This is a genomic window from Dorea formicigenerans (assembly GCF_025150245.1).
Classification (GTDB): domain Bacteria; phylum Bacillota; class Clostridia; order Lachnospirales; family Lachnospiraceae; genus Dorea; species Dorea formicigenerans.
In genome coordinates this window covers 1,991,093-2,007,980 of record NZ_CP102279.1, presented here as the reverse complement: position 1 = coordinate 2,007,980, position 16,888 = coordinate 1,991,093, and the positions used below count along the sequence as shown (strand labels likewise).

The 16,888-nt window shown below is 41.4% G+C and carries 15 protein-coding genes; 14 read left to right on the top strand and 1 reads right to left on the bottom strand.

Translation table 11 applies throughout. The features are described 5' to 3' along the window. From NQ560_RS09875 to NQ560_RS09855, 5 genes are all read left to right on the top strand, one after another. Positions 1–1,965 (top strand): PTS fructose transporter subunit IIABC, encoded by a 1,965-nt coding sequence (locus NQ560_RS09875; protein ID WP_005333861.1) that lies wholly within the window; start codon positions 1–3, stop codon positions 1,963–1,965. Between the two features lie 69 nt (positions 1,966–2,034). Beyond that, positions 2,035–2,292, top strand: coding sequence for an HPr family phosphocarrier protein (locus tag NQ560_RS09870; protein ID WP_005333860.1), 258 nt, complete (start codon positions 2,035–2,037; stop codon positions 2,290–2,292). A 74-nt stretch (positions 2,293–2,366) separates the two neighbouring features. Beyond that, on the top strand, positions 2,367–3,989 hold the full coding sequence (gene ptsP / locus NQ560_RS09865) for a phosphoenolpyruvate--protein phosphotransferase (protein WP_040015664.1): 1,623 nt from the start codon (positions 2,367–2,369) through the stop codon (positions 3,987–3,989). A 172-nt stretch (positions 3,990–4,161) separates the two neighbouring features. Beyond that, positions 4,162–6,018, top strand: coding sequence for an ABC-F family ATP-binding cassette domain-containing protein (locus NQ560_RS09860; protein ID WP_005333858.1), 1,857 nt, complete (start codon positions 4,162–4,164; stop codon positions 6,016–6,018). Between the two features lie 13 nt (positions 6,019–6,031). Then, entirely contained in the window at positions 6,032–6,763 is a 732-nt protein-coding gene (locus tag NQ560_RS09855) for a DUF975 family protein (protein ID WP_040015549.1), read from the top strand. A gap of 130 nt (positions 6,764–6,893) precedes the next feature. Here the strand turns inward: NQ560_RS09855 and NQ560_RS09850 are convergent, their stop codons facing one another. Continuing rightward, a complete protein-coding gene (locus tag NQ560_RS09850; RefSeq protein WP_040015548.1) occupies positions 6,894–7,544 on the bottom strand; it encodes a TetR/AcrR family transcriptional regulator in 651 nt (216 codons plus the stop codon). 257 nt (positions 7,545–7,801) lie between these two features. Between NQ560_RS09850 and trxB the strand changes: the two genes are divergently transcribed. The 9 genes from trxB (at position 7,802) to grdF (ending at position 16,863) form a co-directional block, all read left to right on the top strand. Continuing rightward, positions 7,802–8,740, top strand: a complete 939-nt coding sequence (trxB, locus tag NQ560_RS09845) for a thioredoxin-disulfide reductase (RefSeq protein WP_005333855.1) — start codon at positions 7,802–7,804, stop codon at positions 8,738–8,740. 102 nt (positions 8,741–8,842) lie between these two features. Next, the gene (gene trxA / locus NQ560_RS09840) at positions 8,843–9,160 is read left to right on the top strand and encodes a thioredoxin TrxA (protein ID WP_005343166.1); all 318 of its coding nucleotides are present in this window, start codon (positions 8,843–8,845) and stop codon (positions 9,158–9,160) included. A 70-nt stretch (positions 9,161–9,230) separates the two neighbouring features. Beyond that, the gene (gene grdA, locus NQ560_RS09835) at positions 9,231–9,704 is read left to right on the top strand and encodes a glycine/sarcosine/betaine reductase complex selenoprotein A (RefSeq protein WP_081445653.1); all 474 of its coding nucleotides are present in this window, start codon (positions 9,231–9,233) and stop codon (positions 9,702–9,704) included. A 128-nt stretch (positions 9,705–9,832) separates the two neighbouring features. Further along, positions 9,833–11,371 (top strand): glycine/sarcosine/betaine reductase complex component C subunit beta, encoded by a 1,539-nt coding sequence (grdC, locus tag NQ560_RS09830; RefSeq protein ID WP_005331235.1) that lies wholly within the window; start codon positions 9,833–9,835, stop codon positions 11,369–11,371. A gap of 12 nt (positions 11,372–11,383) precedes the next feature. Continuing rightward, positions 11,384–12,535, top strand: coding sequence for a glycine/sarcosine/betaine reductase complex component C subunit alpha (gene grdD / locus NQ560_RS09825; RefSeq protein WP_259816028.1), 1,152 nt, complete (start codon positions 11,384–11,386; stop codon positions 12,533–12,535). Between the two features lie 226 nt (positions 12,536–12,761). Beyond that, positions 12,762–13,151: a GrdX family protein gene (locus tag NQ560_RS09820; RefSeq protein WP_005342399.1), complete on the top strand. Its 390-nt coding sequence runs from the start codon at positions 12,762–12,764 to the stop codon at positions 13,149–13,151. A 36-nt stretch (positions 13,152–13,187) separates the two neighbouring features. Continuing rightward, positions 13,188–13,916, top strand: coding sequence for a TetR/AcrR family transcriptional regulator (locus NQ560_RS09815; RefSeq protein WP_005330190.1), 729 nt, complete (start codon positions 13,188–13,190; stop codon positions 13,914–13,916). Between the two features lie 322 nt (positions 13,917–14,238). Further along, a complete protein-coding gene (gene grdG / locus NQ560_RS09810) occupies positions 14,239–15,525 on the top strand; it encodes a sarcosine reductase complex component B subunit alpha (protein WP_005330184.1) in 1,287 nt (428 codons plus the stop codon). An 18-nt stretch (positions 15,526–15,543) separates the two neighbouring features. After that, entirely contained in the window at positions 15,544–16,863 is a 1,320-nt protein-coding gene (gene grdF / locus NQ560_RS09805; RefSeq protein WP_081445636.1) for a sarcosine reductase complex component B subunit beta, read from the top strand. The last annotated feature ends 25 nt before the right edge of the window (positions 16,864–16,888 follow it).

Sequence of the window (16,888 nt, the reverse complement as noted above, 5' to 3'; positions counted from 1 at the left end):
ATGAAGATTGTAGATCTGTTAAAGCGGGAAAGTGTAGAACTGAACGGCAAAGTTACATCAAAGCCGGAGGCGATCGAGAAGATGGTCGCACTTATGGCTGCCGGAGGGAACCTGGCAGACGTGGAAGCCTATAAGAAAGGCGTATTTGCAAGAGAAGAGGAAAGTACAACAGGAATCGGAGAAGGAATTGCGATTCCACATGCCAAGACAGCGGCAGTAAAAGCACCGGGACTTGCAGCTATGGTCGTAAAAGACGGGGTAGATTATGATTCACTGGATGGAGAGCCGGCGAAGCTCATTTTCCTGATTGCGGCACCGGATACAGAAGACAATGTGCATCTGGAAGTGTTAAGCCGTCTGTCCATGCTTCTTATGGATCCGGATTTCAGAACCGGACTTATGGAAGCGGAAAATGTAGACGCATTTTTCAAATGTATTGATGAGACAGAGAGAAAGAGATTCCCGGAAGAGTATGAGACGGAAGAAAAAAGCTCAGAAAATACATCAGATGAAACGCAGGTAATGCATACAGTGCCGGAAAAGTCAGGATATCGGGTGCTGGCAGTTACCGCATGTCCGACTGGAATCGCACATACTTACATGGCGGCAGAAAGTCTGGAAAATAAAGCGAAAGAAATGGGCATCACGATTAAAGTTGAGACCAATGGTTCCGGTGGTGCGAAAAATGTGCTGACAGCTCAGGAAATAGAAGCTTGTGATTGTATTATTATTGCAGCAGATAAAGATGTAAAGATGGCAAGATTCGATGGCAAACCAGTCATCATGACAAAGGTGGCAAATGGAATCAGCAAGGCTGAGGAACTTCTTAATGAAGCCACCAGTGGAAATGTAAAGATATACCACCACGCAGGCGGTGAAGATGAAGAGGGCCAAGTAGCAGATGAGAGCCTGGGCCGTAAGATTTATAAGAGTCTGATGAACGGAGTATCCCACATGCTTCCATTTGTCATTGGTGGAGGAATTTTGATTGCATTATCCTTCCTTGTAGATGGAGCGAATGCAGGAACTTCAAGCTTTGGTAGTGGAACACCATTGGCAGCATTCTTTAACAAAGTAGGGAATACAGCATTTGGTATGATGTTCCCGATTCTGGCAGGATACATTGCCATGGCGATCGGAGACAGACCGGCACTCATGCCTGGTATCGTCGGTGGACTTCTTGCAAAAGCAGGAACTTCCATTTTCCTTCCGGAAGAACAGTGGGTTTCATCAGGATTCTTTGGAGCACTGATTGCCGGATTTGTAGCTGGATATCTGATGTTACTGTTAAAGAAGTTGCTTGAGAAACTTCCAAAATCATTAGAAGGAACAAAACCGGTACTGTTATATCCATTCTTTGGAATTTTACTGATGGGTGTGATTATGATCTTCCTCGTAAATCCACCAATCGGAGCATTTAACACATGGCTGAATAACTGCCTTGCAAGTATGGGAGAGTCCAGTAAAATTCTTCTTGGTGCAGTACTTGGAGGTATGATGTCTATCGACTTCGGAGGTCCATTTAACAAAGCAGCTTATGTATTTGGTACAGCGGCAATCGCCAGCGGACAGATAGATATTATGGCAGCAGTTATGATCGGCGGTATGACACCTCCAATCGGAATTGCACTTTCAACACTGTTTTTTAAGAATCGTTTTACAAAGAGCGAACAGCAGACAACGGTCACGAACTTCATTATGGGAATGTCATTTATTACAGAGGGAGCGATTCCGTTTGCGGCATCTGATCCACTCCGCATCATTCCACCTTGTGTCGTTGGCTCAGCAGTAGCAGGAGCATTATCCATGGCATTTGGTTGTGGATCCAGAGCACCTCACGGTGGACTGTTTGTAATCGGTATTATTGAAAATGCACCGATGTTCCTTGTGGCACTTGTTATCGGAGCAGTCATCACAATGGCAGGAATCGTACTTCTGAAAAAACCATTAAATACAGAAAAATAAATGAATTGTTGTTAGTAAAAAAGGTATTAAGTATAATTGAGTCAAAAATGAGAAAAGGAGATTAAAACGATGAAAGAATTTAAATATGTAATTACAGACGCAGAAGGAATCCATGCAAGACCAGCAACTATGTTAGTAAAGAAAGCGGCAGGATTTAAGTCCGATATTAACATTGAGGCAGAAGGAAAAAAAGTGAATGCAAAAGGAGTTCTTGGTGTTATGGGACTCGGCGCTAAAAAGGGAGCAGAGATTACAGTAACTGTAGATGGTGAAGATGAAGAAATCGCAGCAGCAGAGCTTGAAACATTTTTAAAAGAGAACCTGTAAGAAGCATTTCTTTTTGGAAAGCACAGAGGAATGGATTATTAAGAGAATCTTGAAAACAGGAGAGTCGGATCATGATGATTACTTTAGAAGGTAAAAGTGTATTTGGCGGGGTTGCAATTGGCAAAATCCAGTTCTATAAGAGAAATGAGATTACGATAAAGAGAACCCGTGTGGAAGATGTGGAGGCGGAAGTAGAACGCTTTCGGAATGCAAAAGCAAAGACGTTAGAACTGTTAAAAGGATTATATGAGAAAGCATTGGAAGATGTGGGAGAGGCAAATGCCATGATTTTTGAGGCGCATCAGTTAATGCTGGAGGATCCGGACTATGTAGAGTCAATTGAAAATATTATTCGCACCCAGGATGTGAATGCAGAATATGCAATCGGTGCGACAGCGGACAACTTTGCAGCAATTTTTGAAGCTATGGACGATGCTTATATGCAGGGAAGAGCAGCAGATGTCAGAGATGTCTCAGAGCGGCTCCTTCAGGCATTATCCAGTCAGAATGAAACTGTTATGGTGATGGATGAACCTGTGATCATTGCAGCAGATGATCTGGTGCCAAGTGAAACTGTTCAGCTTGACAAAGAGAAGGTGTTGTCCTTCGTGACCATGTATGGCTCTGCTAATTCTCATACGGCGATTCTTGCAAGAACCATGAATATTCCGGCAGTGATCGGTCTTGGTGAAGCATTGAAAGAAGAATATGATGGTAAGGTCGCAATTGTAGATGGAGTAGATGGAAAAGTCTATATTGATCCGGATGAAGAGACTATGGCTTCCATGCAGAAAAAGCAGAAGAAAGATCAGGAACAGAAAGAACTTCTGAATCAGCTCAAAGGCAAAGAGAATGTGACAAAGAGTGGCCAGAAAGTGAATGTCTACGCCAATATTGGAAACCTGGCAGATGTAGGAGCAGTCCTTAAGAATGATGCCGGCGGTATCGGATTATTCCGAAGTGAATTTTTATATTTGGAAAGTGATACTTATCCGACAGAAGAGCAGCAGTTTGCAGTATACAAAAAGGTTGCTGAAACGATGGCCGGGAAAAAGGTCATTATCCGTACTTTAGATATCGGAGCTGACAAGCAGGTAGATTATTTTAAACTTGATAAAGAGGATAATCCGGCACTTGGATATCGTGCAATCCGAATTTGCCTGACAAGACCTGAGATTTTTAAAACACAGCTTCGTGCGCTCTATCGTGCATCCGCTTATGGACAGATATCTATTATGTTCCCGATGATTATTTCGGTAGCAGAAGTAAAGAAAATCAAAGAAATCGTCGAGGAAGTCAAAGCAGAACTTCGCACAGAAGGAGCAGCTTTTCGGGAAGATGTAGAACTTGGAATTATGATTGAGACACCGGCAGCAGTTATGGTAAGCCGTGAACTGGCGAAAGAAGTTGATTTCTTCAGTGTCGGAACAAATGATCTGACACAGTATACACTGGCTATTGACAGGCAGAATCAGAAGCTGGAGGATTTTTATGATTCTCATCACCCGGCAGTACTTGCTATGATCCGTATGGCAGCAGAGAGCGCTCATGCAGAAGGAAAATGGATCGGTATCTGCGGAGAACTCGGAGCAGATGTGACTCTGACAGAGACATTTTTGAAAATGGGTATTGATGAATTATCAGTAGCTCCGGGAATGGTTTTGAAAGTCAGACAGAAAATCCGGGAAGCAGAGTAGAAATAGGATATGTAAAATGAAAGACTGCTATTTTACGAACCCCCAATTCGTAAAATAGTAGTCTTTTTTTCGCCTTTTTATGCAGTGTACTTCTGCCTTTTGCTACTGGTATCTTTTATATTTCTGTAGTATAATGATAAAACGCGAAGAAAGCGAAGGAGTATGAAACAATATGAATTTACTGACGATGGAACACGTCACAAAAGCATATACAGACCGTGTGCTTTTAGATGATGTGGCTTTTGGAATAAATGAGAATGAAAAAATCGGAGTCATCGGAATCAATGGTATGGGAAAATCTACACTTTTGAAAATTGTGGCTGGTGTGGAGGAATACGATTCCGGAAAGCTCAGTATGGGAAATACGGTAAAGATATGTTATCTGCCACAGACACCGGTGTTTGGAGAGGAAGAGACGGTACTTCAGGCAGCAGTGCGTGGAATCATCAGTGATACAGATCAGTGGACGATGGAAGCAGAGGCAAAATCTATGCTGAATCAGCTTGGGTTTTCAGACTATGAAGAAAAGATGTCGCATATGTCCGGAGGACAGAAGAAAAGAGTGGCACTTGTGAACGCTCTTTTGACACCGGCAGATATTTTGGTACTGGACGAGCCGACGAACCATTTGGACAACGCGATGTCTGAGTGGCTGGAGGAGTATCTGATCAGGTTTAGGGGAGCAATTCTCATGGTGACGCATGACCGTTATTTTCTGGACCGCGTTGCAAATCGGATCGTGGAGGTAGATCATGGAAATCTTTATAATTACCCGGGAAGTTATTCGGAGTTTGTAAAACTCAAAGAGGAACGCCAGAATATGGCACTTGCTACTCAGAGAAAACGAAAGAGTCTGTTGCGTACAGAGCTTGAGTGGCTGAGCCGCGGTGCGAGAGCGAGAAGTACAAAGCAGAAAGCGCACATTGACAGGATCAAAGCCATGCAGGAGATGAAAGATATCCAGGAAGAACGCCGTGTTGCTATGGATTCGGTGGCATCCCGAATGGGAAATAAGACGATTGAAGTGTCCGGACTGTGCAAATCCTATGGGGATAAAAAACTGATTGATAATTATGAGTATATTTTCCTGAAAAATGACAGGATTGGAATTATCGGACCGAATGGTTGTGGAAAGTCCACACTTTTGAAGATGATTTATGGAAATGTGAAACCGGATGTCGGCACGATAGAAATTGGCCAGACGATCCGCATGGGGTATTTCTCGCAGGAAAATGAAGAGATGGATGGTAAGATGCGTGTCATCGATTATGTTAAGGAAGTAGGAGAGTATATCCAGACTTCAGATGGCAGGATCACAGCTTCCCAGATGCTTGAAAATTTCTTGTTTGATGGGGCAATGCAGTGGTCACCTATTGAAAAATTATCTGGTGGTGAGCGGAGAAGACTGTTTCTTCTGCGTGTGTTGATGAGTTCGCCGAATGTTTTGATCCTGGATGAGCCGACCAATGACCTGGATATTCAGACACTGACCATTCTGGAAGATTATCTGGATCGATTTGATGGAATCATTATCATCGTATCCCATGACCGTTATTTCCTGGATCGTACTGTGAACCGCATTTTTTCTTTCGAAGGAAATGGAGTGATCCGTCAGTTTGAAGGAGGATATTCAGATTACCTGATCCGCAAAGAACTGGAAAGTCCGGAAAGCGGGAATGCTTCTGCCAGTCTGAAAGCACAGAACGCTTCAAGTGGAAAAGATAATTCAGAATCAGATGAAAATGAAAATAATTCTGCAAATTCGCAGGACGCATGGAAACGTAGAGAGAAAAAGCTGAAGTTTTCCTTTAAAGAACAGCGCGAGTTTGATACAATTGATGAAGAAATTGAAGTACTGGAACAAAAGATTGCAGATCTAGATAGCGAGATGATGAAAAGTGCAACGAATTCTGTGAAACTTGGTGAGCTTATGGTGAAGAAAGACGAGACAGAAAAAGCGTTGGAAGAGAAGATGGACCGATGGGTTTATCTGAATGATCTGAATGAACGAATCTTGAATGGTGAATAAAGGAGGAACAGATATGTGGACAAGGGAACTATTGAAACGTAATGCAAAAGAAATATTTAAAAGAAATTACTGGACTTGTGTTGGTGTGTCACTTGTACTTGCGGCGCTGACCGGAGGCGGCAGTTCTGTTATCGGAAGAATCGGAGGAAACAACACCAGTGTTTCTTATCATCATTATGGAAGTGATTATTATTATGGAGATTCTGCCAGAGGTTTTATGATTTCTATGGTCGTGGTGGCAGTTACGCTGATCGTAATACTTGCAGCTGTTGCATTTACGATTTTTGCAGGAAATGTATTTAAAATTGGCGGATGCAGTTTCTTTATTAAAAATCGTACCATGACAGGAACATTTGGAAATCTATTAGATGGATTCAAGTCCGGACATTACGGAAATGTTGTAAAGACCATGTTTTTTTATGATTTGTATATAGCATTGTGGTCATTGTTATTGGTGGTGCCTGGAATTATCAAATCCTATGAATATCGGATGGTTCCATATATACTGGCTGAAAATCCGGGTATGGATTCTAAACAGGTATTTGAAATCAGCAAGCGAATGATGAATGGACAGAAGATGGAGACATTTATATTGGACCTTTCATTTATTGGCTGGGCGCTCGTGGCAGGTATTACGTGTGGAATTGCAGGTGTATTCTATGTGACACCATATGTAAATGCAACAAATACAGAGTTATATGCATTTAATAAAGTTCAGGCGTATAATGAAGGATACATTCGATAGCAGCGGTCAGAAAAAGAATCCGCAGTGAAAATGAAGACAAAATAAAAGCTGCTGTAAATTCATGGCATATCATAGGTCATGAATTTACAGCAGCTTTTTCTTATAATAGAAAATTGTATTTCCGATGTGACTATTTGGAAATTGTATATTCGATTATATTCATCAGATCACGGGTCAGCATATCGGAATCCAGCTCGGGTTCCATACATTTTTGTTCCAGTATATATTTGACACTGGCTACAATGATAGTGTTGATCATATTGATATTCTTAGATGTAAGTTGGTTATCCTTATCTTTGATCGTGAGAAGAAGCTTCATGCAGCGTTCCTGGATATTCTTTCCATAATACATGTCCATGAGGTCCGGTGAGAGTTTGTCAGCTTCCTCCGGAAATAATTCATAATACCGCTTAAACAGACTGCCAAAATCCTGTCCATGTTTCCCGAAGAAAAAATTATAATAAATCTTCGGATTCTTTAACATAGATTCTACGAAGAATCTCCATACAAAGTAAAAATTCTCAGTTGAATCCCAGTTCTTACTGCTCAGCCTTGCAAGCGCTTTGCTATATTCATTAAAATGCTTCATGGAAGCGAGAAGAATCAATTCGTTTACATCTTTAAAATAGAGATAAATAGTGGAATTATGAAAGCCGGCTTTCTCGGCAATCTTACGAACAGATACGTTATCAATGCCATGTTCATCAATAAGTTCTTCTGCGGCCTCGATGAAACGAATCGTATTCTCACGCTGTAATGCTTCTTTATTATTTCCGCCCATAATTATATAATCCTTTTCCTGAAAAATCTTTTTAAACGATGTCTCTATCATAGCATATTTTGATGATAAGTGAAAAATAAAAATTGAAATATATAAAAAATTGTATAAATAAAATTTCCAATAAAAATTCATATTGAAAAATATTTGAAAGATATTGACAAGCGAAAAATGTGTTGTTACTATAAATGCATGGCAATAAGTACAAGCGCGCTTATTATAGGGGAACCATGTAAAAAGAGAAAAGAGGAATAAAAAAGATGAGCAAGATTTATGACGTAATTGTTCTGGGTGCAGGTCCTGCAGGATTAGCAGCAGGTCTCTATGCAGGCAGAAGCCGCCTGTCTGTTTTGATTGTTGAGAAAGGACAGGACGGTGGACAGATCTCAATCACAGACGAGATTGAGAATTATCCAGGACAGGTTGTGGATCAGCCAGAATCTGGTCCGTCTCTGATCGCACGTATGACAGAGCAGGCTAAGAAGTTCGGAGCTGAGCGAGTATCTGACACAATTAAAGAAGTATCACTTGAGGGAGAGGTAAAGGTGCTCAAAGGTGAGAAAGGTGAGTACCAGGCAAAGAATATCATCATTGCTACAGGTGCTCATGCAAGACCGATCGGTTGCAAAGGCGAGGCAGAGTTCCTTGGAAGAGGAGTTTCTTACTGTGCAACTTGTGACGCGAACTTCTTTGAAGATTTTGAAGTATATGTAGTTGGCGGTGGAGATTCCGCGGTTGAGGAAGCTATGTATCTTACAAAATTTGCAAGAAAAGTTACAATTATTCACAGACGTGATGAGTTACGTGCAGCGAAATCCATTCAGGAGAAAGCTTTCAAGAACGACAAACTTCACTTTATGTGGGATACAGTTGTTGAGGAAGTTGGAGGAGATGGAATCCTTTCCTGGATGACAGTTAAGAACGTAAAAACCGGTGAAGTTACTAAGATTGAAGCAGATGAAGACGATGGAATGTTCGGAGTATTCGGATTTATCGGCACAATTCCTAATTCAGACATCTTCAAAGGCAGCGTCGAGATGGATGAGAGAGGATACATCCCAACAGATGCAGATATGCACACCAATATCCCGGGTGTATACGCAGCCGGTGATGTGCGTGTGAAGAGCTTAAGACAGGTTGTTACAGCAGCCGCTGACGGAGCAATCGCAGCAGTTCAGGTAGAAAGAAGCATGGCTTAATCAGGCATTCCGTTGGCTTACTTGAATGAAATTATTTGTAATAAAAGAACCATAGAAGAATGTTCAAAGCAAAGTATGGTTCGATTCAGGAGGATTTTTAAAATGTTAGAAGTAGATAAGAATACATTCCAGACAGAGGTTCTGGAGGCAGATGGTTATGTATTTGTAGACTTTTTTGGAGATGGATGTGTTCCGTGTGCAGCACTTATGCCAAAGGTACACGAGTTCGCTGATACATATGGTGACAAATTAAAATTTACATCTCTTAACACAACAAAAGCACGTCGTCTGGCAATTGGTCAGAAGATTCTTGGCCTTCCGGTTATGGCTATCTACAAAGATGGAGAGAAAGTAGATGAGCTTGTGAAGGATGATTGTACACCGGAGACAATCGAAGCGATGATCAAGAAATACATCTAAGATTTTAGAGGTAATTCTTTATCATATACACCTTAATAATATTTAATAAAGAGAAAGGAGAAGAATAATTATGGCTATTCTTGAAGGGAAAAAAGCAATAATTATCGGAGACCGTGATGGAATTCCGGGACCAGCTATCGCAGAGTGCGTAAAAACTGCTGGTGCTGAAGTAGTATTTTCATCTACGGAGTGTTTCGTCTGAACGAGCGCAGGCGCAATGGACTTAGAGAATCAGAAAAGAGTAAAGGATTTCGCTGATGAATACGGCGCAGAGAACTTAGTAGTAGTTCTTGGTGCTGCAGAAGGTGAAGCTGCAGGTCTTGCAGCTGAGACTGTAACAGCAGGAGATCCGACATTCGCAGGTCCATTGACAGGGGTCCAGCTTGGACTCACAGTATATCACGTTTGCGAGCCTGAAATGAAGGCAGAGTTCGATGAGGCAGTTTACGATGAGCAGGTTAGCATGATGGAGATGGTACTCGACGTTGACGATATCGTTAGCGAGATGAGCGCTATCCGTGACGAATACTGTAAATATCTGTAAGATTATTGATCGTAAGTATTAAATATTAAATAATTTGACAAGACGCATATTATGTGAAAATATGTTGTCGTAAAGGGCGGAGTTCACCCCTCCGCCCTTTTGTTAAAGAAAGGTGAAGGTGGAAAACAATGAATAGTGTAATTAAAGGAGCAAGTTATGTCTTAGCACATACTCCTGACATGGTTTTATATAATGGAACAACTCAGACAACAGAGAGAATCGTAAATCCAGATTCAGAGTACTTAAAAGAGGTACCAGAGCATCTTCGTTCATATGAGGATTGTGTAGCTTACTGGCCAAACCAGACATACATCGGAAATGTACATCCGGATGAGCTGGCACAGGTAGAGGCTCCATGGTATGACAAGAAGATGGAGAATGCAAGCCGTTATGGAAAATACGGTGAGATCATGCCTGAGGAAGAGTTCTTATTCCTGGTACAGATCAGTGACCAGTTTGAAGTTGTAAAACTGGAGAAGAACTTCGTAGAGAAGTACAAAGGTCAGTTTGCAGCAAACCCAATCATTACAGAAGATATTTCATCCCAGATCGAAGACGGTGTAGAGCTTTCCGAGATCGAGGGATATGTAAATGATGAGCACGCAGAGGGACTTTACTTCAACCACGAGCTGGTTGGATGTGTAAAACGTGCACATGATATCGATCAGAACTTAAGCGCACACGTAATGCACGAGAACTTAATGAGTAAAGCAACAAGTGTACTTGCTCTTCTTTATGCAGTACGTAACGCAGGAATCGAAAAAGCAGATGTAGAGTATGTTATTGACTGTGCAGAGGAAGCATGTGGAGACATGAACCAGAGAGGTGGCGGTAACTTTGCAAAGGCTGCAGCAGAGGTTGCAGGACTTGTAAGCGCATCAGGATCAGACGCAAGAGGATTCTGTGCAGCACCGACACATGCACTGATCGAAGCAGCAGCATTAGTAAAATCCGGAGCATACAAGTGTGTAGCAGTAACAGCCGGAGGTTGTACAGCAAAACTTGGAATGAACGGAAAAGACCACATCAAGAAAGGTCTTCCAATCCTTGAGGACTGCCTTGGTGGATTCTGTGTAATCCTTGCAGAGAACGATGGAGTAAATCCGGAGATCGACCTTAGCATGCTTGGACGCCACAGTGTAGGAACAGGTTCCGCACCACAGAACGTAATCGGAAGTCTGGTAGCAGATCCGCTTGACAGAGCAGGAATGAAGATTACAGACATCGATAAATACTCACCAGAGATGCAGAATCCGGATATCACAAAACCGGCAGGAGCTGGAGATGTACCGCTTGCTAACTACAAGATGATCGCAGCCCTTGCAGTTAAGAGAGGAGAGCTCGACCGTAAAGAGATCGGAGAGTTCCCTGCAAAACACGGACTTACAGGATGGGCACCGACACAGGGACATATCCCATCAGGAGTACCATATGTAGGAGTTGCAAGAGAGGACATTCTGGAAGGAAAGATCAAGAATGCAATGATCATCGGAAAAGGAAGTCTGTTCCTTGGAAGAATGACAAACCTGTTCGATGGAGTATCTTTCGTGATCCATGGAAATACAAAGGCACAGGAAGAAGCTGCAGCCGGAGTATCTGAGGATGAAGTAAAGGGACTCATCGCTAAGGCAATGAAAGAATTCGCTGCTACTCTGATAGCAGAGTAAGGGGTGGTAAAGATGGCAAATGTAGAAAAGATGATCGCAGAAACATTCCTGGAGATGGCACAGGGTCTTGAGAGCGGAAGCTATGGAAAGAGACCAAAGATCGCATTAACCGGAATGGGAAGCGAACATGGAGAAGAGAATGCCATGAAAGCAGCCCTGATGGCAGCAAAAGATGGCGTTGATGTATATTATATCGGATCACTTGAGGCAGAGGGAGTTACAACAGTAAAAGTTGCAGATGACGAAGAAGGCCACAAGAAGATGGAAGAGATGCTTGCAAATGGAGAAGTAGACGGAGCAGTTACCATGCACTTTCCATTCCCAATCGGAGTATCTACAGTAGGACGAGTAGTGACACCGGCAAAGGGAAGAGAGATGTTTGTAGCAAATACAACAGGAACATCCAGTGCAGATCGTATCGAAGGTATGATCAAGAACACAATCTACGGAATCATTGCAGCAAAAACATGTGGAATTGCTAATCCAACAGTCGGAATCCTGAATGTAGACGGAGCACGTCAGACAGAGAAAGCTCTCAAAGAGCTTCAGGAGAACGGATATGATATCACATTCGCAGAGTCTGCAAGAGCAGACGGTGGATGTGTCATGAGAGGAAATGACGTACTTCAGGGAACACCGGATATCATGGTAACAGATTCCCTGACAGGAAACATCCTGGTAAAAATGCTTTCATCCGCAGCAACAGGTGGAAGCTTTGAAGCAACTGGATACGGATATGGACCAGGAATTGGCGAAGGATATGAGCAGTTAGTCATGATCGTATCAAGAGCCAGCGGAGCACCTGTTATTGCAGGAGCAATCCGTTATGCGGCACAGCTTGTAAGAAATAAAGTATTTGAGGTAGCAAAAGCAGAATTTGCAGCAGCAAAAAAAGCAGGCTTAAAAAAGATCCTGGATGCAAGAAAAGCAGCAGCAAAACCGGCTGCAGCAGAGGAGGATGTAAAAGAGCCGCCGAAGGAGATTGTAACAGCACAGATCGCAGGAATCGAAGTAATGGATCTTGAGGATGCCGTAAAAGCATTATGGAAGATCAATATTTATGCAGAGAGCGGAATGGGTTGTACAGGACCGATCATTCGTGTATCAGATGCAAACCTTGAGAAAGCTCATGAAGAGCTTAAGAAAGCCGGATACATTAATTAATTATAGTGAGAGGTCATATAGTTGGCAACAACTTAAAAACAGGGAGAAAGCTTGGAGAAATCCGAGCTTTTTCTCTACTATAAAGATAGTAACTGAATCGTATTTACAAAATGAATTAATGACAGAATATTTGCGAAAAAAGATAAAATATGATAAACTATAGTAAAACATACTATATTAAAACGCATCTGAGTGAAATGAGATGTTAAGAAGGGAGACGGCAATCATGTGGGAGCTGGAAAAAGCAATATTGGTAACGAATAACGACAGAGTGTATGAGAAGTATAAGGATCAGATGAAAGTGATTCTTCTTGATGGGTATGAAGACGTTCTGATTAAGGTGAGAGATCTTGTCTATGATAAGCATGTGCTTCTGACACATCCGCAGGCATCCAGCCTGAAACCGAATCAGACACCATATCGATCGGTAGTTGTATATCCGAAGGGCGAAGAGGATAATATAAAAGATATCATGCTGATCGACAAATGCATTCAGGTTTATCAAGAGTGGCAGGATATCGCACCAAGTCCAAAGAGTTATCAGGAAAAGGTGGCGAATGATTTTAAGACAATCGATTTATCGGTGATTGACAATATTATTCCAAGAATTAGTTAGAAAAAGCAGGTAAGAAAAAGAATAGGCGGTGGAGCAATGCTGGATAATAAAGAAACAACACAGAATTACTTCAAAGGTTTAACGAGAAAAGATTATATTGAAAGAGTATGTAAAATTATGGAGAAAGATGGGGCTGAAGATCTTTCTATTCGTAGAATCGCGAAGGAGCTGGGCTGTTCGTCAGCTGCATTATACCGTTATTTTAACAGCAAGTCGGAACTGATGTATTATGTCAGCCTGAATACGCTGGAGGGATATATTATCCGTCTGAATCAGGCGGAAAAAACCTGGAGAGGAGTATGGGATATCTATGTGGGTGTGTGGTATTGTTACAGCCAGGAGGCTTTCCGACATCCAAAAGATTATAATAGACTGTTTTTTGAACATACGAATGAATATTTGGGTGGAGCTATGAAGGAATTCTATCAGATGTTTCCACAAAATATTAATGAGGCAAACAAATTCTTTTCAGAGATGCTTGGAACAGCAGATTTCTGGGGACGTGATTTTGAAATGTGTAAAAAATGCATGAAAGCAGGGGCAATTTCTGAGGAGAATGCGCTTATTTTAAATCGCATGTCCTGTATTTTGTATAAAGGATATTTTAAAGGAGTGATGGATGACGGGATTGAAGAAGATGAAATCGAAGAAAGAGTTCATTCATTTATAGATGATCTCGATATAATCGTTAAGGCACTTGCGTCAGAATTGCAGGGATATGACGGATATTTTAAACAAAAACGTGAAAAGAATGATAAAAAATAGGCAATCTGCACAAAAACATCTATAGATATTTTGTATTATTGACGATATTTATAAAAGGGGGTTGCGCATTTAAAAAATGTGTGTATAATTAGAACTATCAAAAGCAATTACTTACATGGAAAAAAGTTATCACGATTACATTTTTTGAAAGTAAACATAAAAAGCAAAAAAAGATATTTTTTTACTTATATGTTATCATGATTACATTCCGCGCGCTTGAGGAATTTGTAAAAGAAAAATTGCCAGCTTTCGGAAATGAAAAACGTGATTATATTTTAAGTGTTAAGTTATCGCGATTACAAATCATAAGGAGGGAATTTGTATGAAACTAGAACTCGGCAAATTTGAGATCAAGGACATCCAGTTTGCAGACAAATCATATGTGGAAAATCACGTATTGTATGTAAACAAAGAAGAGGTGGAAGCACTTGTATTGGAGGACGACAAGCTGATCGGATGCCATTTGGAAATTGCAAAACCTGGTGAGGCAACAAGAATCACACCTGTTAAGGATGTCATTGAACCACGTGTGAAAGTGAGCGGCGGAGAGATTTTCCCAGGAATTATCGGAAAGGTATCACCACAGGTTGGATCTGGAAGAACACATGCTTTAGATGGCTGCTGCGTAGTTACAGTCGGAAGAATCGTTGGATTCCAGGAAGGTGTTATTGATATGAGCGGACCGGCTGCAGAATATTGCCCATTTTCAAAAACATATAATCTGTGCGTAGTCATTGAACCAAAGGATGGATTAGAAACTCATGTATATGAGAAAGCAGGACGTATGGCAGGATTGAAAGTAGCTACATATCTTGGGGAGCTTGTAAGAAATCTTGAGCCAGATGTAATTGAGACATATGAGACAAAACCAGTATTTGAGCAGGCAGCACAGTATCCTGATCTGCCAAAGATAGGATATATACATATGCTTCAGTCACAGGGACTTCTGCATGACACATATTATTATGGTGTAGATGCAAAACAGATCGTTCCGACATTCATGTATCCAACAGAGATTATGGATGGAGCAATCGTATCTGGTAACTGTGTGGCTCCATGTGATAAAGTTACAACATATCATCATTTCCACAATCCGGTTATTGATGAATGCTACAAACATCATGGAAAAGACATTAACTTTATGGGAGTTATCCTTACAAATGAGAATGTATTCCTTGCTGATAAAGAGAGACATTCCGATATGGTTGCAAAATTCTGTGAATGGCTGCAGTTAGACGGAGTTCTGATTACAGAGGAAGGTTATGGTAACCCGGATACAGACCTCATGATGAACTGTAAAAAGGTTGAGAGAGTAGGTACAAAGGTTTGCCTGATCACAGATGAGTTCCCAGGAAAAGATGGTAAATCAGCATCTCTGGCAGATACATGTGAAGAGGCAACAGCACTTGCATCATGTGGACAGGGAAATGCAACACTGATGTTCCCAGCTATGGATAGAGTAATTGGAACTCAGGAATTTATTGAAAGCCAGATTGGTGGATGGGCTGGATGTATCAACGAAGACGGATCTTTCGAGGCAGAGCTTCAGATTATCATCGCATCTACAATCGCAAATGGATTTAACAAACTGGCTGCAAGAGGATACTAAGAAGGGGGATTCAGAGTTATGGCAAAATATAAAATCGTTCATTATCTTAATCAGTTCTTCGGTGGAATTGGTGGAGAAGATAAAGCAGACTTCCAGCCGGAAGTAAGAGAAGAAATTATAGGACCTGGTATGGCACTGAATGACGGACTGGGCGATGATTATGAGATTGTTGCAACAGTTATCTGTGGTGACAACTATTTTGGAGAAAATCTTGATAAAGCAACAGATACAATCGTTGAGATGGTAAAGAAATACGAGCCTGATATCTTTGTTGCAGGACCTGCATTTAATGCTGGACGTTATGGTGTTGCTTGCGGTACAATTTGTAAAGCGGTTGAAGAGCGACTCGGTATTCCGGTACTCTCTGGTATGTATGAAGAGAACCCTGGAGCTGATATGTTTAAACAGGATGTAATCCTTGTAAAGACAGGTAACTCTGCTGCAACTATGAAAAAAGCAGTTCCACAGTTTGTAACATTGATTAAGAAACTGGCTACAGGCGAGGAGATTCTTGGACCATCAATCGAAGGATATCTTGAGCGTGGTATCCGTGTGAACTATTTCGCAGAAGAAAGAGGAGCAACTCGTGGTCTTAAGATGCTGCTTAAAAAGATAGCAGGAGAGCCATTTGAGACAGATCTTCCTATGCCGAAATTCGACCGTGTAGAGCCAGGAAAAGCAATTGAAGATCTTAGCAAAGCAAAGATTGCAATCGTTACATCTGGTGGTATTGTACCAGTTGGTAATCCGGATCATATCGAGTCCTCTAATGCGACGAAGTTTGGATGGTATACAATGGAAGGCATGGACAGAATGTCTAAAGATGACTATATGACAATCCATGGTGGATATGACAGACAGTTCGTACTGGAAAATCCGAACCTTGTAATCCCACTTGATGCACTTCGTAAATTACAGAAGGAAGGCGTATTTGGAGAATTATATCCTTATTTTGCAAGTACAACCGGAACTGGAACAGCTACAAATTCAGCAGCCAAATTCGGTGATGAGATTGGTAAAAAATTAGTTGAAGAGCATGTAGATGCAGTTCTTCTTGTCAGCACTTGAGGTACCTGTACACGTTGCGGTGCAACGATGGTTAAAGGTATTGAAAAATACGGTATCCCAGTAGTTCATCTGTGTACAGTTGTTCCGATTTCCAGAACAATCGGTGCGAATAGAATTATCCCTGCTGTTGGTATTCCTTATCCACTTGGAGATCCAACTGAGGGTGAAGAAGAGTCCTACAAGATTCGTGAGAAACTTGTAAGAAGAGCATTCAAGGCTCTTCAGACTCCGATAACAGAGCAGACTGTTTTTGAAAAAGATGAGTGGTAAGTCATTGACATAAGTATACATTGAG